We start from the raw sequence: 19,686 nt of genomic DNA on the forward strand, positions 1-19,686 counted from the left end.
CTTCTTGAAGAAGTCGGGGTTCTGAATACCAGACTAAAGTAGAATAGAAAAGTCATTGCAAATGTTAGTGTCTATGACTTTGATTAACATTTTAAAACAAGCATCAGATGGTTTGTTGTTTATGAGCGAGTCTGAGTATCCTTTTGAAGTTTTTCTTTGGGATGCTCCCGAACAAAAGGATATTACGCCGGAGTTTGTTCTTCAAAAAATAGGAATTCCTTTAGATACGCCTGTAGAAAGTGTTGAAGTTGACTCTTTTTTTGAAGTCGCGATCGCAGAACAAGATTGGCATAGTTCCGAAGACAAAATGATTGTGAAAAAGTATCAAAATCTTGTTAAACTTTTGAAAGAAAATCTTTCCGATATCAAAGTCATGCGTTTTGGATCTATCAATATTGATGTTTATATTATAGGTAAAACCTCGAACGATCATTTAGCCGGACTTTCTACAAAGGTAGTTGAAACTTAGTTATTTCTTGCGCGTTCTACTCTTTGATTTTAAATTGGTCACTTGAGCCACCTTAGATTCTATAATATTCTGAATAGAAAGGTCAATATTGGATAGAAAATTATAACCTGTTGTTTTTTCAATAGCATCAACACTTGTTAAAAACTCAGTCCAGTCAGCATCCCGATTCCCATCTATATTGGGAGTATCAACAGTAATAATTCTTGTAGATTCATTAATGCTATTGACATTTTGATTGGGTGTGGTAACAATAATAATTTTAAAAATTCTAGCGGGAATAGAAACTTTTCCTTGAGCAAGAGTTCCTTTCTGACCGTAAACTCCTGATATAATATGCAACTCATTACCTTGATTAGCTAGAGTCCTCTCATAATCTTCCAGACGCGCCCAGTAACCCTGATTGTTATCGGGTGCTTGGGGAATAATATTTGTCATGAAAAAAGTAGCAGCATTATTTTCAGGATTATTGCTGCGGTCTGCGGAAGGTACCATGTGTCCTTTGTCAAAACCGCTTCTGGTGTAATCGTTGGGAGTGACACGATACCAGCCTTCTGGAAGTGTATCATCAGGACGAAAATTATTAGACCGTGGTGCTTCACCTAACCAGGACTGATTTAATTCCCAACTCACCCAGTTTGGAATTCCTTTATCTCTATTGTATGAAAGTATATATTGAGGCTTTTCTATTAAATAATTATTTGGGTCAGCTTTACTTGCGTTACTTGGATTGCCAAATGCTAAGTGAGGGTTAGTAGCAAACTGTCTTGGAAAAAGAATTGTGCATCCGACAGCTAGTGTCAGGAGAAGTGTGGTTAGGAGAATAAGAAGTTTTTTGGAGGCGAACATGAGTTTATGGGGAACTTTAAAAAACCGTGAATCTTGACCAGAACCTAAGACGCTAGGATAGTTATTTCAAGTACCATAGATGAAGTTAAGCTAGAAAAATATATACACATATGACTACATCTGTCAAGGTCACTAAAGTTTATGACGATATCGTTGAGTTTATTGCTTCAGGGACTACTCCTCAAAGCGTTATTAATTTTAAACTATCGGCTGAGGCAAAAGAACGTTTAGATGACTTGGTATACAGTCATCACACTGGAGAACTGACACCAGATGAACAAAAAGAATTAGATTATTTTTTGATGTTAGAGCATATAATGACGGCGGAGTATGGCATAGGGAGTGTAAGCTTTAAAGGCGTGGATATAAGTTGTGTATCCTGTTAATTCACAGATGTTGTCGTTTACGTTATATAATGGTAGTGGCTACTTTTTACCCGTCCGGTTGCACATTCAATCACTATGTCTGTGAGAGATGCATTTCATGATGCGGTCAGGCGAGCTCTCGAAAAAGATGGTTGGACAATTACGGATGATCCGTTGCGCCTTCTTGTTGAGGAAGTTGAACTGCTAATTGATTTGGGAGCAGAGCAACTGCTGGCTGCGGAAAGGTCAGGAGAAAAAATTGCGGTAGAGATTAAAACCTTCCTACAGGCATCAGCCATTTCAACTTTTCATACAGCCTTGGGACAATTCCTCAACTATCAGGAAGCTTTGGAACTCGATCAACCAGAACGAATATTGTATTTAGCTGTGCCAAAGCAGGCTTATAAAAGCTTTTTTGAAAAACGCTTTGTGCAGAGAATGGTAGATAAGTATAGCATAAAACTTTTGATTTATGATCCCAAGCAGGAGGTCATTGTAGAATGGAAAGAGTAGAGAAATATAGAGAGTTAGTGAAACAAGTTCTAGAAGAATATGCAAGCTATAAATTCTCATCAGGTGAAATTGAAGTGATGCCTGTTTTTGATTTAGAACGAGATCGCTATCAAGTTGTTAGTGCAGGATGGAAAGACGAGCGTCGAATTTACGGGTGTTCGGTACATATCGATATTAAAGATAGTAAGATTTGGATACAGCATGATGGCACTGAGATTGGATTTGCGGATGAATTTGTAAGGCTAGGAGTTGCAAAAGACGACATTGTGTTGGCATATCACTCGCCGTTTATGCGGCAGTTTGATGGTTTTGCAGTTAGCTAATGAACAAGTTTTGTACCTTTATACCTTATAAGATTTAATTATTAAAAATGAATGTTTGATGCTTTTAGTAATGGTCAATATTATTGGTATTAACCACGGTGCCATTCTAATGTGGAAACTGGTCAGTTATTTTTGCCAGCCTGCACTAGTTGCTTCATCTAAAATTGGATTTCCCTTGTTTTTCCCTGATAGTTGCTGCTATTGTGCTCTGCCAAACGGTTTAAACCCCCCATCGATCGGCTGTATGCTTATAAGAAGTCGGGGATTTTGCAGCCTCTAATCTCTCAATGAAGTTATCCGTAATTTGGTCAGCAGAGATTGAAGTATCTAGATGTCAGCAAAAACAATTCCAAGCAGGAAAAGTTTTAAATTACTCTTAACATCACCTAAGGCATATTTTAATGGCTACTTACGTTGCAACAAAAGAAGGCGATCCTCTCACAGTGCGTTCTAAACCCAATGGAGAATCAGTAGGTTCTCTCAGCAATGGTACTGAAGTTCAAGTAACTGGCGAACCCGTGCAAGCAGGAAACAGGAAGTGGGTACAAATTGGAACGAATCGCTGGGTTGCTAACGAGTTTCTCACAACTATCAAAACAGCACGAGTAGTTGCTAAAAGAACGACAAAAACCATCGGTGGCGGTTTGAGAGTCTACGAAACTCGACTGATAGATAGCAATGGTAATGTTATTAACACAGTACAAGCTGTTTCCGGTCGAGTTGGTAAGCAAACTCCATCTGATGTTGCTGGTTCTGAAACACCTCTACCTTTTGGAATTTACAAGTTTGACAGCCTTGGGGTTGTCGGTACACCACCAGGAAATAAACCAGAATTTGGTGGTGTTTGGTCTCCAGTGACACCTCTGTTCAGTACGGGACGTTCGGGTATAGGCGTTCACTACGATCCCTCTGCTTTGGCTCAAAATGCTAACACTGGTACGGCTGGTTGTTTTGCCACGCCAACTGTTAAAGAACGGGATATTATGACAAACTTTATTCGCACTCACAAACCAACCCATTTGATTGTGTATGAGGGTTAGTAGTTAGTGGTTGGTAGTTAGTGGTTATACTACAACTGTGTTTTACAATTCCCCTTATTTTCTGCACTCTAAGAATGGAACGGGCGAGACGCCCGTCCCACAAGAGCAGAGATTGTGGGATGGGCATCTTGCCCGTCCCTTGAATTTTCCAAAAAGCTTTCAAAATCTCCTTAAGTGAAAAGGTGTAAATTAATACTGAGCTTAGCATTTCTAGAGACGTAGCACTATACGTCTCTACATAACCTACTGTATCATCGGATGCTTGCCATTGCTATTATTCAACTCAACAGAGTTCTGAACAGAATACTTGGCGGCGTCTGCTGCTTCCAACGGTTTAACATTCAGACTTTCCTCATTATCAGTCTTGAACACAGTGACTGAAGCTTGTAACTGCTGTGCTACGTCTACAGTTTGTACCAAAGAACTTGACACCAAGCGGGAGAAATCACTCGTATGAAGTGAATCGCGAGCAATCTGTTTCATCAAAGACACAACTACTTGCGAAGTTTGCGTTTGGGATACTGTTGCATGGGAAATGGACTGTACTAAGGAGTCAATTTCGCGAGACACTTCTAAAATTCCCCCTAGCTGTTGCTTAGCATCTTTCACTGATTCTGTGCCTTCCACAACCTGTGTCATCCCCTGTTCCACGGCTTTCACAACTTCACTGGTTTCAATCTGTATATTTCGCACAATCTGTTGAATTTCTTCAGTGGCTTGGGCTGAACGAGCAGCTAAATCCCCAACTTCTTCTGCCACAACTGCAAAAGACAGACCTTCCTCACCTGCTTTTGCTGCTTCAATACTAGCATTGATAGATATTATGTTGGTTTGCAAGGCAATTTGGTTAATCAAAGACACAACTTTGGAAATCTCTTGGGATGATTCACCAAGCCGTTTCACCTTTTTAGCAGCTTCTGCCATAGTCAAATGCAGCTTCGTGATGCTATCTACCGTGCGCTCCATGGAATCTCTACCAACTTCTGCAGTTGTTGATGCAGTCCGTGCCATACCTGCTGCTTGATGAGCGCTATCTGCTACAGCTTGAATTGAAAGTACCATTGCATCTAATGATTTGAGGGTATGAGTAATCTCCTCTGCTTGTTTGAGTGCATCATCTGCCAACAGACGCATGGATTGTGAGTTTTCCCCAACAAGCACATTCACCTGTTGCACGGCTTGTTTTACTTGCACCACAATGTGTCGTAGGCTTTCAATAATAGCATTGAAAAAGTCTGCTACAGTCCCAATTTCGCCTGTATTAATCTGGGCATGCACGGTTAGGTCTCCTCTAGATGCTTCTTCAACATCATTTAACAATTCTACGACTTGACTCTGTAAGTTTTCTTTACTAAGCCGCAATTCTTCTTGCGCCTGCATTTGTTCTGTGATGTCCGCTTGTACCCCAATAAAATTTATGACTTTCCCGGAAGCATCTCGCACTGGTGAAATGGTCAATTGGTTCCAGAAAGGAGTCCCATCCTTGCAATAATTCTTAATAACAACTTGGCAATCCCGCTCTTGCTTTACGGCATTGTTGAGTTCTCTCACAGTAGCAGGGTCTGTGCCTTCTCCCTGCAAAAAGCGACAGTTATGTCCCAATACCTCTTCTAACGAGTAGCCCGTCATGGTTTCAAATGCTGCATTGCAAAAGACGATAGGGTTATCTTCCTGTCGTGGGTCAGTAATGAGAATACCGTTGCTAGCAGCCGCAATGGCGCGATCGCGTAACCGCAGCACTTCCTGCGCCTGTTGCAATTCATGGAGGAGATTTGCTTGTTCTAGAGCAATGCTAATTTGAACTGCTAGTTGTCGGAACAATTCAATTTCCCACTTTTGCCAAATCCGAGCATTAGAACACTGATGAGCAAAAAGTAAACCCTGAAGTTGATTGTTCTGTAGGATAGGCGCAGCCATATAAGCTTTGATCTGAAAGCGCTTTAAAATCTCCAGATGCTCCTCAGCAAAACCCACTTCGTAAATATTATCAATAACCCAAACTTGACCATTGTTATAAGATTCGACATAACGTTCCCAAAAAGAATCGTCCATTGTCAGCCCCAAAGTAGAAATCCAACCTTGGGCAACTGATTCAGCAATAATAGTGCCATTCCAATCACGATTCAAGCGATGGATAATAACACGATGGACACCTAATGCTTGCTGCACTTCACTCACAGCCGTATTGAGAACATCTTCCAACTTCAGAGAACGCCGAATGCGTAAAGTAATGTCTGTAAATTGTTGCAATCGTTGAGCTTCAGCTTCTTGCTGCTTCAGAAGATTCGTTTGAGATGCTATACGCCGATCTACAAAGGATGTCAGCAGTGTAAAACATAAGATAATCAGCGTAGCAATGCCAATGCCGATCGCCAGCCAGGTGAGAGAAGATTGCACAGCGGGGTTTGCTAAGACTGAACTCACAACTTTTGTTGGTGTGAAAGAAACTGCCGCCATTCCTGTATAATGCATCCCAGCGATCGCCGCCCCCATGATGAGCGCACTTAAAATCCGAGACGATCTTCCACTTTTACTCGTTTGCATGCGGAATTGAAAGGCAATATACAGCGCTGCTATTGACGCGCCGATCGCGATCGCAACCGACAGCACAAACAACAGAGGATCGTAGTGAGTAGAGGCATCCATCCGCATTGCTGCCATCCCAATATAATGCATGGATGCAATCCCTAAACCCATTAACATACCGCCAATTAGCAATCGCCTCATACTCAAAAACCGACGACTCGCGAGAAAAAGCGCACCTGCTGAACTAACGATCGCGGGCAATGTTGAGAACACAACAGTTCCCACATCATAGACAATGGGTATTGGTAAACTAAAGGCTAGCATGGCAACAAAGTGCATTGACCAGATCCCAATACCCATTGTAATTGCACCACCAATCAACCAAGCCACTCTGACCCTTTTCTCCACTCCACTGACTCTTCCGGCTAGGTCTAAGGCTGTGTAGGATGAAAGTACCGCGAGCACTATCGATAGCGCCACTAAACCTTGGTCATAGCTGCTACTGAGCATGGTTGCATCTCCTTGGTGTTTTTCAATAGTTTTTTAGAAATAGATGCATGAAACTCACAATCTGTTTGCTTGGGGTAGAGCAAGATTTGAGGCTATAGCAAACAGATAAGCCCCGTCCATACCGAAAACTGAAGTTTTTCTGTAAGGTAAAAACGACGGGTTTCAAAGTAGACGCGGCTTATATATAAATCTGAAGTAGATTTAAATAATATGTATTGTCTTCCACACATGTTATTCTTACATAAAAATTTTTTTTGTCAAACAGGACTTACATCAAGTCATAAAATTTATCAACGCTCGTTGGGTTGAGGAACGAAACCCTGAAAATTGATGTTGGGTTTCGTTCCTCAACCCAACCTACTAACTAACCATTAAAATTTCAAAATACGTGGTTTCCCATCGTCTTGAAATTGCTGTTCACCCACTCCAACAAGTTCAACAATCACTTCACGGGATGCTGGTATCCATTCTCCCTGTCGTTCTCCAATTTCTAAAATTGTGTGTTCCGCCTTAGCAAAAACACGGTAATTTGTTGTTGCAAAAGCTCCTTTTTGAAACTCAAATGTATGTCCGTCATCTTCGTAAAGAGTAAACTCACTAGCACCATGCCAAATACGCAGTCGTAATTGGTTTAGTGGATGCTCATCGACATACTGCATCACGGGTTGCATGGGAATAATTGCACCTGCGCGGACATAAAGAGGCATTGTTTCTAATGGTGCATGGGCTAGGATATGAACGGGTCCGGAATGACTTTCTCCCGTCCACCAGTCATACCACGTTCCTTCAGGCAAATAGACGGAACGATGCTCTATTCCGGGACGGTAAATGGGTGCAGCCATCAAGTTAGGACCGAGCAACACTTGATCGTAGAGCGTGTAAGTTTTGGGATCGTTAGGATAATGGTAGAGTAATGGTCTTAAAATCGGAGTCCCTGTAGTTGCTGCTTCCCAAAAGAGGGTGTATAGGTAGGGTAGCAACTGATAACGCAGATTTATGTATTCTCTACAAATTTTCTCTGTACGTTCTCCAAAAACCCACGGTTCGTGACGTGCTGTACTCATTGCTGAGTGACCGCGCATGAGAGGATAGAGCATTCCTACTTGCATCCACCGGGCGAACATTTCTGCTGTAGCGTTACCTGCAAATCCACCAATATCGCACCCTACAAATGCTACACCAGATAGTCCCATATTACACAGCATTGGTAGGGACATTTCTAAATGATCCCACAACGATTGATTGTCACCCATCCAAACCGACGACCATCGCTGCACTCCTGCAAAACCAGAACGAGTCAGCACAAAAGAACGCTCATTGGGACGTAACCGTTGCAAACCTTCTGCACTCGCTCTCGCCATTGACAAACCGTACAAATTATGAACTTCAGTGTGAGTAGTTCTATTTGAGGACACGGAGGACAGGGTAGAGTTTTCTCCCCCTCTCCCTCTTTCCCCCTCCCCCTCTCCTCCTTGGGGTGCATCCAGAGGAAACCAAATTTTATTGCCACCATCTCCAAAAGGGCGCTCGTCAATGGCTGGCTCGTTCATATCATTCCATATTCCTGCAACGCCTGCATCAGTTAGGCTTTTGTGTAAGTCTCCCCACCACTGACGTACATCGGAACGTAAAAAGTCGGGAAACACGGATTTTTCAGGCCAAACATAGCCGTGGAACAACCGCCCATCAACTTTTCTGACAAAGTAGTCGTGTTCTATTCCTTGGTCAAACACGTGATAATTGGCTTCTGGTTCGTATTTAACTCCTGGATCTATAATGGTAACCGTCTTAAAACCGTTTTGCCCCAAGTTAGAAATCAGTTTTGCAGGATCGGAAAAGCGGTTGGGACTCCAGGTAAACACGCGGTAACCCCGCATATAATCAATATCAAGATGGATGACATCGCAGGGAATTTGACGCGATCGAAATTCTTGGGCTAGTTCGCGTACTATGGTATCTGACTCGTAACTCCAACGACATTGGTGATAGCCAATTGACCATTTTGGCGGTAATGGCATTCTACCTGTTAATTGGGTATAGGTGTGAAGAATGTTTGCGGGTTCAGGACCGTAAATAATATAGTAATCTAACTCGCCCCCACGAGTTTCCATTTTCAATGTACCTGGTGCTTCTGCACCCATGTCAAACTGACTCCAAAACGTGGTATGGAAGAAAATACCGTAGGCAAGTTGGGGACGCAAGGCTATAAAAAACGGAATTGCCTGATACATTTCATCAGTTTGGGTACTGTAGTCTAAGGCATCAACCGTCCAGTTGGTTTTGACTTCGCTCAGTTTATCGAGCAATCCCGTGCGTTCGCCAAATCCGTAAAAGTGCTCTTCTGCTTCTATATGTTTCCAGGCGGCGACTGCACCCAAACGCCAACCCATTCCCATCTCTGTATCTTGAGCAAAGGGACGCCCTTCTTTATCAAAACAGCTTATACGGCATTTGTCTCTGTGTACGATCGCTCGTATCTGCTCAGTTTCAATTTCTACAACAGCATCTGTTGTTTTCACCTCAAAAGGCACATCTGCCCATTCGGCGTCATCCAGTGTCACCGCCCAAGGACGACGGGGCTGAAATTCACCAGTTGGTGACATCCGCACTTGTAGCAAGTTGGATGCGAGTATGCTAATGGTAACATGAGCGTCACTACACTCCAGATGAATTGTGCGATCGCTCTTAGCGCAAGCTGTACCCAGCTTATCGCCCTTGGCGCAAGCCGTACCCGGCTTATCGCTCTTGTTGACAGATTGCACCGTGCCAATAGTAGTCCAAGGTTGGTCAGTTGTGGGAAGTTTTCCAAAGTATTGGGGCATGCACCCTCCAAGGTGGATGTATATCTCAAAACAATTGCCACTTTAGTACACTCAACCAATGGGCATAAACCTACTGATGGCAGAATTTTTATTATGCTGCGGTTAACTCGGCAATTTTGGCACGAGCTTTGGCGATCAACTCTGCTAGCTTTTGCCTACCATACCAGGGCAAACGCACCAAAATTCACAAAAACCTACAGTTGCTAACCCTACTTAGCAACGAGCGGAACGGGGTATCATAAATTTTTGGTGTTCGGGGGTAAATGTACCGCGAACCATTAGGTGAGAGTCTCCATCTAATAATTCTGGTAATACTTCCGTATTTGTTTTTAGACTTTCTGGGTTAAAGTAGATAGAACAGGACTTGATATGATGAGGTATTCTTTGTATAAGCTCTTTTAACGGGAATATTTGCGGTGCCACTAAGTCATATAATTTAAGTTCGTTATTGTCGATGGACATACAGGCAATAGTGTCTAAGTCCGGACAGTAATACATAGATCTTGTAGCTTCGTTAACTAGAAACAAAGGCTTTTCGTTGACTACGCCAATAATGTTTGACACAGGTGCGCGCGTTTCTAACAGTTGGTGTAAAAGCTTCACGTCGTCGATATTATTAATATCAAGCAAACGTATTCCATTTACGCCACCTAGAGAGTTGACGCTAGCTATAAAACTGTGTTCTTGGACAAAGCGAAACCCAAACGTTTGGTAAAATTCAGGGTTAGAAGTAGTCAATACTAAAGTTTCGTAGCGTTTGTCGCAATAATCTAATACTTCATTCATAATTTCACGGTAATAACCACGTCTACGAAAATCAGGATGAGTACATACTGCGTGAACTCCACCAACTATGACATCTTTTCCCATGAGTCGCATTGGAATGGACAGTACTCCAACGTGGGTTATTAAACTACCGTCGTCATGGAAGCGTGCGAATGGTGTTGATGCATCTTCCCATGCGACACCTAGTTTTCTAGCTTGTTCTATATGGGAAGTAATTCCTGCTCCAGGAAATACAATTTCTAGTAAGTTGAATAATTTAGAACTCAGAGTAGTGTCTTGTGAGAATGAGCGTTGATAACGATTCTGCATATTATTGAATAATTATACGGGGTGAATGTATTATACTACTTATACTACATAAATGTTATGGTGCTTGAATGCACTTTGTTCTCTCGTTTCACCTAGAAACATCCTCATCTTGCTTTTTTCTGACTTTTTCAGCAAGCCCTAATTAATGACCCCTCCTCTAAGCCGAACCGCCGCCTGAGATAAGGCACATACTATTTGTCTATACGCTATTATTAAGAGAATTCGTAGAGAAAAAGGCTTTGCCAACACTGGTTAAGAAAGCGTTGTACGGCCAAAAATATGCGTCCAACCGTTGACGATAAGAAGATAGAACAACTTATGCAAGCCTTGGGAAGAGAAGCTCGGGGTTCAGGATGTGTTTACTTTACAGGTGGTGCAAGTGCTCTACTGATTGGATGGCGTAGTTCTACAGTTGATGTTGATATTCGTCTAGATCCCGAACCCCCAGGTATTTTTCAAGCAATTGCCAAACTCAAGCAAGAATTGAACATCAATATCGAACTAGCTTCCCCCCAGGATTTCTTACCTCCTCTTCCAGGGTGGCGTGCTCGCAGTGTATTTATTGGCAAACAAGGTAAAATCTCGTTTTACCATTATGACTTCACAGCTCAAGCTCTTTCTAAACTGTCCAGAGGATTTGACCGTGACATTAACGATGTTCAAGCCATGTACGAGCAGAGATTATTTTCCTTAAGCGAGTTACGTGATTGCTTTGAAGCCATTGCACCCGAATTAATCCGATTCCCCTCTCTCGATCCTGATGTGCTTAGAAACAGGGTCGAGAACTTTATCAAGCGTTTTGAAGGTAAACCACAGGAGGATGAACCATGAATCTCAATGAGTTGCCGGGGGCAGAATTGATCTTACCAGGAATAGACGATCTTCACAATGGCAAGACGAATACAGTTGGATCGTTGTTAGTTGCGATCGCAGCAACGCGCTTAACCGAAGCCGGCTTAGACATCCCAAAAGAGCGTCTAGCCCCAGAGCCAGAACTAACCTTGTATGCCCGTCTTCAAGATGAACGGGAGGATGCCTACTCTTACTACAACGCTTTGCTGAGGAGCCTCAATAGCTTTTGCAATGCACTTGAACTCAGTTATAAATATAGGTCGCCTAACAATCCCAATACACCAGGACAAAATTAAGAACCGTTGAAATATTTGACCCAGGGGCTTTCTAGAGCAAACGCACCTTGTCAATAAAAATGCTGTATTCTCAATAAACTCCTATTTTTTCGCATTAAACCCTATTTATTGAGAATTAGTGTCATGATAATTTTAGATGCGTTTGCCTTAAGGGGCTTGGACAGACAAACCCGTTTGGTGGGCAACTTGTTGAATCGTCAGGGTCTGCATGGAACTCACCTTCAGAAACTTAACTCTACCTTATATCTTAGAGTGCGCTCTAAGTCAAGCAATTTTGGTAAATTTTTTTCTGTGCTTAGGAAAGTATGACTCTCGTTGCAAACCAATGACCAATGACAATTGACCAACGACAAATTAACCCTTGACATTTTTCACTAGTACATTTAACCTATTAGTTAATTAACCGAGTGTTTAAATAACTCTATCCTAAATGTCCACTGACCGATTGAGCGTCACCTTTGCCGCCCTTGCCGATCCCACTCGGCGTGCCATCCTGGCTCATCTTGCTAAGGGGGAAGCATCGGTGACCGAGCTAGCTAAACCTTTTGAGATGAGTTTGCCTGCTATTTCCAAACATCTCAAAGTGCTAGAGCGTGCCGGATTAATTACACGCACTCGAGACGCTCAGTGGCGACCCTGTAGGCTAGAGACAGAACCACTCAAGGATGCAGCAGATTGGATCGATGGATATCGCCAGTTCTGGGAACAGAATTTAGATCGCCTGGACGAGTATTTACAAGAATTGCAAGCAGAGGAAAAGAAATCCGATCGCGAGCCATAATCTGCGATCGCGAAGCGCAAGCCGTACCCGGCTTATCGTTCTATCTTTAAGGAGAAACAAAATGTTGAAACAAAATGACTCCAGTGAAACCGAACTCGAAATTAAAATCGTTCGTATGTTTAAGGCTCCACGAGAACTTGTGTTTAGGGTATGGACAGAGCCAAAACACATTGAGCAGTGGTGGGGACCAAAAGGCTTTACAACCCGCGTGACTGAAATGGATTTTCGTCCGGGCGGTCAATGGCGCTATGTTATGGTCGGTCCGGATGGCAAGGAATACCCTAGCAAAGGTGTTTTTCGCGAAATCGTACCTCCAGAACGGATTGTCGCAAGCGATGAATTTGATGAAGGCTTTGAACAAGTTATGAATATGGAATTGCCACAAGGAATTGTGACAACAGCCATATTTGAAGAGTTAGACGGTCAGACTAAACTCACTCTCCAGATTCTCCACGCATCTGAAGGCGATCGCCGCAAGCATGAAGAAATGGGAGTTGTTGATGGATGGAGTTCTACCTTCGATAGCCTCGATGAATTCCTAGCAAAGCAAATCAAACAGCAGCAAAATGGTTTTGCGGTGACCTTACCATCAGAACGCGAGATCCTGATAACTCGCGTCTTCAATGCTCCGCGCCAACTCATCTTCAAGGCATGGACTCAACCAGAGCACGTCAAGCGCTGGTTTGGAGGTTGTACAAGCACAACGATGACCGTTTGCGAAATCGATCTGCGTGTAGGCGGTCAATGGCGCTATGTTCTACATGATTCTAGCAATGGTGTTGACCACGGTTTTGCAGGCGAATATCGCGAGATCGTATCACCAGAACGGTTAGTAGCTACCGAACGTTACGAACCCGTTCCCAACAGCGACCACCTGAACACGCTAACCCTGACAGAGCAAGATGGGAAAACAACACTACAAATTCTCATTCTGCATTCGTCAGTTGAGCAGCGAGACGGACATCTCCAATCGGGAATGGAGACAGGGTTAAACGAGAGTCTAAATCGTCTCGAACAACTCCTCGAATCAATCGCATAAACGCAAACTCTATTTCATCAGCGTGCATCTGCTACAGGGTGCCTAACAATAGGCGACCAAGAGTTGATGGGTTCAGACAGTCCACCTAAATACCAGGAAGAAACAAAAGGTTTTGCCGTATCGATTAGCTTAAACGATCCGGTAGAAGCAGAACGCATTTTTAAAACACTGGCAAAAAATGGTGCAGTGCAAATGCCATTTCAGCAAACCTTTTGGGCTTACCGTTTTGGGATGCTCGTCGATCGCTTTGGTGTTCCCTGGATGATTAACTGCGATCTCAATGGTGGATAAACAAGCTTAAACAAGGGACGGGCGGGACGCCCGTTCCACAAAGAGATAATGTATTTCTGAGCAATCTCTAACCGCGCATATCCATTAAATTTCCAATAGATTCGGGCTAATAACTCTAGAATGTCTCGGGGCGGGAGATGATACCACAATTGCGATCGCTGTCCAAAGACAACTCCTATCTGATAAGCAAGTTCGCGGCGATTGCGCCAGGGATTGAGACCTAACAATCTTGCTGTTCGGTGATGTGGGGTGTAAAATACCCGTTAGCATCTTGATGGTGGTGGATTTTCCCGCTCCATTGGGGCCAATGAATGCGATCGCTTGACCTGCGGGAACGCTTAAACTAATATCATCTACTGCAACAATCTCCTTACGAACTTTGTTGAGTCCCCAACCGCGAGTTAGGGTAAACGTTTTGCGTAAATTTTCTAATTCTACGGCTGCCATCTGCGATAAACCTCTTCCGGCGGCTTTATGCTACAATTATGATACAATAATCATTAACGTAATTTCGGAATTATGAAAAGCAGCACATAGCAAAAAAATTTGCTAAAATTCATTCAACTCGTAGAAGACGAAAGACCCGTCTGAGAGGTTTGCTCGAACAGGAAATCTCCAATAGAAGTGAAAAACTGATTGGGATAGGCATTAGTAGGGCGAAACGTCACTGCAACGACACTGCAGCAATTAAGTGCCACATTCTTGTGCTGAGAAGCCAAAAAATTGAGTTTGTGGAAGTTGGATGGTACCGCCGTTGATATGGTTCCAGCAATTAAACAATACAAACCTCACTCTGAGGTCATTTGTAGTTTTTTGCGGACTGTAGCATATGGTGAATACTGAACGAGTATTTATTGGTTTACTTCACTCATCACTTTCTGAACAGGTTTTAATTCGAGGATGGATATACCGTCTTCGGGAACTGGCGAAAACAACTTTTATTATCCTCAAAGACTGTAGCGGTGAGATTCAGTGTGTCGCAGATCCGGCGTACACGCGATCGCTCTCTTTAAAACTTGATGAACCAGTTGAAATTAAGGGTTGGGTCAAACCCGATCTTCGTTCTCGCAGTGGTTTTGAGATAGAAGTCACTGACATTTGTGTTTTAAATCGAGTCACTCATCTTCTTCCCTTTAACTCTTCCTCAGACATTTCTGAAATTGGCATTGACACAATTTTGGCTTATCGTCCTCTATCACTTCGCAATCATAGCGTTGGAGATATTTTTAGGATACAAGCGGCTGTTCTACATTATTTTCGTCAATTTTTGTGGGAAAAGCACTTCACTGAAATTGTCACCTCTAAGATAGTTTCTAGTGAAACGGAAGGAGGGACGAATTTATTTGAAATTAAATATTTTGAACGTTCTGCTTACCTTGCTCAAAGCCCTCAGTTCTATAAAGAGCAAGGGGTAGCTGGATTGGAAAGAGTTTTTGAAACAGGTCATGTTTACCGTGCTGAACCCCATGCGAGTAGCCGTCATCTCACAGAATACTACTCTTTAGACCTAGAATTAGGCTTCATTGAGCAATCTGAAGAGGTTATTCAGTTAGAGAAAGAACTCTTGACTTATATTTTTGAGATGCTTAATGAGAATTACGCGGAGATTATCAAAAGATATCGAACTAAGCTTTTGCCAAAAATGATAAATGTCCCCATTTGGGAATTTGAAGAATGTCTTGAGCGACTCAATCAATCTTATGGTCGCACTGACCTTGTAGACGACCTAGATCCGGAAGCTGAACGTCAACTTTGTCAACTTGCAGAATCTGAAACTGGCATAAGTGCTCTTTTTGTCATTGGATTTCCACTGTCAGCTCGTCCGTTCTATACTTATCCTAGAGGTAACAATGGGGCATCGCAAAGCTTTGACCTTCTTTTTGAGGGTGTTGAAATTACAACGGGAGGACAAAGACTCCACAAACGCGAGGATTTGGAACAAGCACTCCGCCTGCGTGCCATCAATCCCAATATGTTTGAAAGTCATTTACAGATGTTTGACATGGGAATGCCACCTCATGGTGGATTAGCTATTGGTTTAGAAAGACTGACTTCAAGAATCTTGAATCTTCCTAATATTAAGCAAGCAACTCTTTATCCAAGAGATAGATATCGGATTTCACCCTAGAGCACCACTATTTAGTTGAAGAAATTCAGATTATACAGGTATGATGATTGCCATGGTGGAAGTAAAATGGGATAAAAAAGGAAATCCGCATGGAAATTCCTGCCGTTCCCAACACAGCCCGGATTATTGATTATTGGCTCGGCGGTTCTCATCACTTCCCTCTGGACGTGGAGACCGCTAAACGTTTCGAGTCTTTGTATCACGACTACCCAAAGATTTTTTGGACGTTACGAGACTACATTGGTCGTACAGCTCGCTATATCAAGTCGCAAGGAATAGACCAGTTTGTTGTGTTTGGTGCCGGATTACCAACCTGTGGGAATGTGCATGAAGCTGTACCACAAGCCAAGGTACTTTATACCGACATTGACACAGAAAATATTCAACTCGGAAAGGAAATTTTAGCCGATCACCCCAACGCTGACTACACGTTTTGTGATGCAAAAAACCTAGATACTTTGGATAAATCGGTTGTGGCTCAGGTACTTGAACCGTTGAGACGTTTGGGTATGGTTTTTGTCGGCGTCTGTGCCTTCATACCTGATGAAATTTTGGCTGATATGTTTGATAAACTCTATGACTGGGCACCGACGGGCAGTTTCCTGGCACTAGACTTTGATGGGAAAGCGTGGACTCAGTATCCCAAAGTGCTAGAACTGCTCGACGAGATGGATGCACATCTTTATACGCGTAATCCCACAACAATCGAACCACTTCTAGGACGCTGGCAACTCACCCGCCATGGTATCCTACCAGTTGCCGCATGGCAGCCCGAACTGTTTGCTCAGCCGAGGGAGACGGGAGAACCTGTTTTCATGTATGGGTGCATTGTTTACAAAAATTGAAGGGGAAAAGACATTACACGATTGGCAGATTGCTTTACCCAATCATTCAGCATTTGAGCGAGCCACATTAGATTGACTGTCCCGGTGATGCTGTGGAAAAAACTTGCACAAAACGCGCAAATATGCGTGGGTTATTGGTTGTGCAGGATAACAGGCAAAAACCCGGTTTCTCTCTGCCGGAGAGCTTGATATCTCGTATGCTCAACTCGAAGAAACCGGGTTTTTGGTATTAGTGGATCGATGCTCTAGAGGGTCTTTATGTTTACTTTATCAATCCTCGACTATCAATAAATATTTTTGACGAGAGTATTTTGAATCAAATTCGGTGTAGTTAAATAAAAAAAATAAAGTAAATTTAGCAACGTTATGGTGTAAAATATTCTATGAGCTTACTTACTGTGTCGGGGAGCATTCCAAGTGTATACCCTCAGAATAGAATTTTGAGGCCACACAAACAAAGTACCTTTTGTGCAGACTAACTAGTCAGGGTTTTCAGGCTTTGTTTGTATAGCCGTAATTTCCAATCGCCTAATCTTTTTTTGCACTCATTGGGATACTCCCCTTTGTTGTTTGTAAAAATGACAGTTAAGTTGCCAATAAAACTGTGAGGAGTCGCCATGAAAAAATATCTACTAGCTTGCGCTGGTGGAGCCAGTTTTTTGTGTCTGTTTGCCGAGATATTACCCGTGCAAGCTATATCTAATTATGAATTAGCACATGACAAACAGGTATTAATGGATCCGGAAAACTTAGTAATTTTTAACAGTAGTAGCACTTATGAAACCAGCGAGTTTATTAATAACAATATTGTACCCAACGTAACTCAGACACAATTTACTCTATCTCAACAAGAAAATTTACCTGTTGTCAATCAACAGCAAGAAAGTAGGGATTTAGGGCAGACAATCGCTCCTAGTTCTTCAGTTTTACCTGTCTCACCATCTTCACAAACATCAGGTGCAGCACAGGTTACATCTGTATCGCAGCTGTCTGATGTAAACCCTACAGACTGGGCTTTTCAAGCACTGCAATCTCTAGTGGAGCGCTATGGTTGTATTGCTGGTTATCCAAATGGAACCTATCGAGGCAACCGTGCTTTGACTCGTTATGAATTTGCTGCTGGTTTGAATGCTTGCTTAGATCGAGTCAATGAATTTATTGCTACAGCAACTGCTGATTTGGTAAGAAAAGAAGATTTAGTAACTTTGCAGAGATTGCAAGAAGAATTTGCAGCAGAACTGACAACACTGCGAGGTCGGGTAGATGTTGTAGAAACTCGTGTGGCTGAACTAGAAGCAAATCAGTTTTCCACAACAACCAAACTTAATGGTGAGGCTATTATCGCGGGTATTGGTGCTACAGGAGGTGCTCCAGGCAGAGATGACCCCAATATTATTTTGGTTAATAGAGTGCGGTTAAACCTCAACACCAGCTTTACAGGCAAAGACTTATTGATTACCGGTTTGCAATCTTATAACTTTTTAGGTGGTGAAACTGGTAGTGGTAGCCTTCAAGAATCTTTGGGCTTAGCGTCAAATTTTAGTGCTAGCAGCGCACGTGTAAGTTTTGAACCTCAATCTCCAGGTGTTGATGTTAAGACATTAACCTCCTTTGGTGCCAACGATATTCAGCTTTACAAACTGGTTTATGTCTTTCCTGTTAGCAATCAATTAACTTTGTTTGCTGGACCTGCAACAGAAGTGCCTGATGCTTTTCCTGCAATTACCCCTTTTTATGGTGAAGGGCAAGAGGCGATTTCTCGCTTTGCAAGTTTGAATCCTGTAGTACGTGTTTCTGGAGGAACTTCTGGTTCTGGTTTAGCATCAGCAGCAGGATTTATTTTTAACATTTCAAAGCAGTTAGATTTAAGAGCTTTGTATGGTAACGCAAATGCTAACATTCCTCGTGCTGCCGAGGATATAGCACCTGGAGTATCTAACACGCCCTTGGGTGCGGGCTTCTTTGGTGGTAGCTCGATTGTGGCTGCACAGTTAACCTTCAGACCAAGTAAATCTTTAGATATTGGTCTCAACTATGCCAACAGTTATCACGAGGTCAATATCTTAGGTACGGGATTGACTAATAGTGATAATAGTGCTTTGGCTAATGTTCCCTTAGGAATACCAGTCAAACTTAACTCTGTTGGTGGTACAGTCACTTGGCGGTTTTCCCCAAAAGTTGCGTTTTCTGGGTATGGTGCAGCTATATTTGTTGATGATTCTTCTGGTCGTGTAGATGCTTCTACCACTTTCACAAGTTGGATGGCGGGGCTTCACTTTAGCGATTTATTTGGCAAAGGGAATAACGCCGGGATTATTTTTGGACAGCCACTTTATCGTACCTCTGCCGATGGTGATGCTAGACTTGCCAATGCAGGTGTAGATCGTGCCGTTCCCTACCATTTAGAGGCATATTACCGTTTTAAAGTGAATGACAACATCAGCATTACCCCAGGTGCCTTCGTTCTATTTAATCCAGAAGGTGATAGTAGAAACGACACAACAACCGTAGGTGTACTCCGTACTACTTTCACATTTTAGAGAAGAAATTCTGTTGGTTGGGGAGCCACTGCGTTGTGGGGGTTCCCGCCATGAAAGCAAGTGGCGTTTGAAGAACGAAACCCAACTTTTACAAACGTTTGTTAGGTAACACGAGCGTTCAAACCTACAAAAATTCTGTCAAATCCATGAATACAAGGAAAGAAAAGTTTCACTTAAGAGCGCCCCACAGGAAGCGATTGCCTCCGGCACGCTACGCGAACGCAACCCATTATGAATGAAAGAAACACTCTTTTCCCACTCCCTACTCCCTACTCCCCACTCCCCATGTTTCTTAAGATATACGTAGTAGTAGTAAGTAGGGCTAAAGCCTACCAATAGGATCGTGTGGTGGGCTTTAGCCCTACCTACAGTACTTAATGATTTCTATATTTAGAGGAACTGCCA

18 protein-coding genes are annotated in these 19,686 nt (G+C 42.8%); 13 read left to right on the forward strand and 5 right to left on the reverse strand.

Annotated features, from left to right (window positions below; translation table 11 throughout):
- Positions 1-73 precede the first annotated feature (73 nt).
- Positions 74-469 (forward strand): nuclease A inhibitor family protein, encoded by a 396-nt coding sequence (locus tag WA1_RS08930; protein WP_017745407.1) that lies wholly within the window; start codon positions 74-76, stop codon positions 467-469.
- Here the strand turns inward: WA1_RS08930 and WA1_RS08935 are convergent, their stop codons facing one another.
- The gene (locus WA1_RS08935) at positions 470-1,315 is read right to left on the reverse strand and encodes a DNA/RNA non-specific endonuclease (RefSeq protein ID WP_017745406.1); all 846 of its coding nucleotides are present in this window, start codon (positions 1,313-1,315) and stop codon (positions 470-472) included.
- Between the two features lie 110 nt (positions 1,316-1,425).
- On the opposite strand from WA1_RS08935, the gene WA1_RS08940 reads away from it, so the two are divergent.
- The 4 genes from WA1_RS08940 (at position 1,426) to WA1_RS08955 (ending at position 3,556) form a co-directional block, all read left to right on the forward strand.
- Complete coding sequence (locus tag WA1_RS08940) at positions 1,426-1,701, forward strand: hypothetical protein (RefSeq protein WP_017745405.1); 276 nt, start codon at positions 1,426-1,428, stop codon at positions 1,699-1,701.
- Positions 1,702-1,776: 75 nt separating this feature from the next.
- The gene (locus WA1_RS08945) at positions 1,777-2,193 is read left to right on the forward strand and encodes a XisH family protein (protein ID WP_017745404.1); all 417 of its coding nucleotides are present in this window, start codon (positions 1,777-1,779) and stop codon (positions 2,191-2,193) included.
- The gene (locus WA1_RS08950; protein WP_017745403.1) at positions 2,181-2,516 is read left to right on the forward strand and encodes a XisI protein; all 336 of its coding nucleotides are present in this window, start codon (positions 2,181-2,183) and stop codon (positions 2,514-2,516) included. The genes WA1_RS08945 and WA1_RS08950 overlap by 13 nt, the downstream gene beginning before the upstream one ends.
- A gap of 401 nt (positions 2,517-2,917) precedes the next feature.
- Positions 2,918-3,556: a L,D-transpeptidase family protein gene (locus tag WA1_RS08955; protein WP_017745402.1), complete on the forward strand. Its 639-nt coding sequence runs from the start codon at positions 2,918-2,920 to the stop codon at positions 3,554-3,556.
- A 243-nt stretch (positions 3,557-3,799) separates the two neighbouring features.
- Here the strand turns inward: WA1_RS08955 and WA1_RS08960 are convergent, their stop codons facing one another.
- From WA1_RS08960 to WA1_RS08970, 3 genes are all read right to left on the reverse strand, one after another.
- Positions 3,800-6,592, reverse strand: a complete 2,793-nt coding sequence (locus tag WA1_RS08960) for an MHYT domain-containing protein (RefSeq protein ID WP_017745401.1) — start codon at positions 6,590-6,592, stop codon at positions 3,800-3,802.
- 371 nt (positions 6,593-6,963) lie between these two features.
- Positions 6,964-9,414 carry a glycoside hydrolase family 31 protein gene (locus WA1_RS08965; protein ID WP_017745400.1) on the reverse strand — a complete coding sequence of 817 codons (2,451 nt, stop codon included), beginning with the start codon at positions 9,412-9,414 and terminating at the stop codon, positions 6,964-6,966.
- Between the two features lie 213 nt (positions 9,415-9,627).
- Positions 9,628-10,509, reverse strand: coding sequence for a GNAT family N-acetyltransferase (locus WA1_RS08970; protein WP_017745399.1), 882 nt, complete (start codon positions 10,507-10,509; stop codon positions 9,628-9,630).
- A 279-nt stretch (positions 10,510-10,788) separates the two neighbouring features.
- Between WA1_RS08970 and WA1_RS08975 the strand changes: the two genes are divergently transcribed.
- The 5 genes from WA1_RS08975 to WA1_RS08995 all read left to right on the forward strand — a co-directional run bounded on the left by WA1_RS08975 (position 10,789) and on the right by WA1_RS08995 (position 13,768).
- Positions 10,789-11,340 (forward strand): DUF6036 family nucleotidyltransferase, encoded by a 552-nt coding sequence (locus WA1_RS08975; RefSeq protein ID WP_017745398.1) that lies wholly within the window; start codon positions 10,789-10,791, stop codon positions 11,338-11,340.
- A complete protein-coding gene (locus WA1_RS08980) occupies positions 11,337-11,657 on the forward strand; it encodes a hypothetical protein (protein ID WP_017745397.1) in 321 nt (106 codons plus the stop codon). The genes WA1_RS08975 and WA1_RS08980 overlap by 4 nt, the downstream gene beginning before the upstream one ends.
- A gap of 430 nt (positions 11,658-12,087) precedes the next feature.
- Positions 12,088-12,438, forward strand: coding sequence for an ArsR/SmtB family transcription factor (locus tag WA1_RS08985; protein ID WP_017745396.1), 351 nt, complete (start codon positions 12,088-12,090; stop codon positions 12,436-12,438).
- A 61-nt stretch (positions 12,439-12,499) separates the two neighbouring features.
- Entirely contained in the window at positions 12,500-13,477 is a 978-nt protein-coding gene (locus WA1_RS08990) for an SRPBCC family protein (protein WP_017745395.1), read from the forward strand.
- Positions 13,478-13,525: 48 nt separating this feature from the next.
- A complete protein-coding gene (locus WA1_RS08995; protein WP_272819419.1) occupies positions 13,526-13,768 on the forward strand; it encodes a VOC family protein in 243 nt (80 codons plus the stop codon).
- A gap of 84 nt (positions 13,769-13,852) precedes the next feature.
- On the opposite strand, the gene WA1_RS09000 is transcribed toward WA1_RS08995, so the two are convergent.
- Positions 13,853-14,215: an ATP-binding cassette domain-containing protein gene (locus WA1_RS09000; protein ID WP_026134877.1), complete on the reverse strand. Its 363-nt coding sequence runs from the start codon at positions 14,213-14,215 to the stop codon at positions 13,853-13,855.
- Between the two features lie 382 nt (positions 14,216-14,597).
- Between WA1_RS09000 and aspS the strand changes: the two genes are divergently transcribed.
- The 3 genes from aspS (at position 14,598) to WA1_RS09015 (ending at position 19,281) form a co-directional block, all read left to right on the forward strand.
- A complete protein-coding gene (gene aspS, locus WA1_RS09005; RefSeq protein ID WP_017745393.1) occupies positions 14,598-15,896 on the forward strand; it encodes an aspartate--tRNA(Asn) ligase in 1,299 nt (432 codons plus the stop codon).
- A gap of 89 nt (positions 15,897-15,985) precedes the next feature.
- A complete protein-coding gene (locus WA1_RS09010) occupies positions 15,986-16,741 on the forward strand; it encodes an SAM-dependent methyltransferase (protein WP_017745392.1) in 756 nt (251 codons plus the stop codon).
- A gap of 617 nt (positions 16,742-17,358) precedes the next feature.
- Positions 17,359-19,281 carry an iron uptake porin gene (locus WA1_RS09015; RefSeq protein WP_017745389.1) on the forward strand — a complete coding sequence of 641 codons (1,923 nt, stop codon included), beginning with the start codon at positions 17,359-17,361 and terminating at the stop codon, positions 19,279-19,281.
- Positions 19,282-19,686: the final 405 nt, after the last annotated feature.

The organism is Scytonema hofmannii PCC 7110, assembly GCF_000346485.2.
Classification (GTDB): Bacteria; Cyanobacteriota; Cyanobacteriia; order Cyanobacteriales; family Nostocaceae; genus Scytonema; species Scytonema hofmannii.

Coding starts and splice junctions, on each gene's coding strand:
- WA1_RS08930 (WP_017745407.1), top strand. CDS start 74: ATGACTTTGATTAACATTTTAAAACAAGCATCAGATGGTTTGTTGTTT.
- WA1_RS08990 (WP_017745395.1), top strand. CDS start 12,500: ATGTTGAAACAAAATGACTCCAGTGAAACCGAACTCGAAATTAAAATC.
- WA1_RS08950 (WP_017745403.1), top strand. CDS start 2,181: ATGGAAAGAGTAGAGAAATATAGAGAGTTAGTGAAACAAGTTCTAGAA.
- WA1_RS08970 (WP_017745399.1), bottom strand. CDS start 10,509: ATGCAGAATCGTTATCAACGCTCATTCTCACAAGACACTACTCTGAGT.
- WA1_RS09000 (WP_026134877.1), bottom strand. CDS start 14,215: ATGGCAGCCGTAGAATTAGAAAATTTACGCAAAACGTTTACCCTAACT.
- aspS (WP_017745393.1), top strand. CDS start 14,598: ATGGTGAATACTGAACGAGTATTTATTGGTTTACTTCACTCATCACTT.
- WA1_RS08955 (WP_017745402.1), top strand. CDS start 2,918: ATGGCTACTTACGTTGCAACAAAAGAAGGCGATCCTCTCACAGTGCGT.
- WA1_RS08985 (WP_017745396.1), top strand. CDS start 12,088: ATGTCCACTGACCGATTGAGCGTCACCTTTGCCGCCCTTGCCGATCCC.
- WA1_RS09015 (WP_017745389.1), top strand. CDS start 17,359: ATGAAAAAATATCTACTAGCTTGCGCTGGTGGAGCCAGTTTTTTGTGT.
- WA1_RS08945 (WP_017745404.1), top strand. CDS start 1,777: ATGTCTGTGAGAGATGCATTTCATGATGCGGTCAGGCGAGCTCTCGAA.
- WA1_RS08975 (WP_017745398.1), top strand. CDS start 10,789: ATGCGTCCAACCGTTGACGATAAGAAGATAGAACAACTTATGCAAGCC.
- WA1_RS08965 (WP_017745400.1), bottom strand. CDS start 9,414: ATGCCCCAATACTTTGGAAAACTTCCCACAACTGACCAACCTTGGACT.
- WA1_RS09010 (WP_017745392.1), top strand. CDS start 15,986: ATGGAAATTCCTGCCGTTCCCAACACAGCCCGGATTATTGATTATTGG.
- WA1_RS08960 (WP_017745401.1), bottom strand. CDS start 6,592: ATGCTCAGTAGCAGCTATGACCAAGGTTTAGTGGCGCTATCGATAGTG.
- WA1_RS08980 (WP_017745397.1), top strand. CDS start 11,337: ATGAATCTCAATGAGTTGCCGGGGGCAGAATTGATCTTACCAGGAATA.
- WA1_RS08935 (WP_017745406.1), bottom strand. CDS start 1,315: ATGTTCGCCTCCAAAAAACTTCTTATTCTCCTAACCACACTTCTCCTG.
- WA1_RS08940 (WP_017745405.1), top strand. CDS start 1,426: ATGACTACATCTGTCAAGGTCACTAAAGTTTATGACGATATCGTTGAG.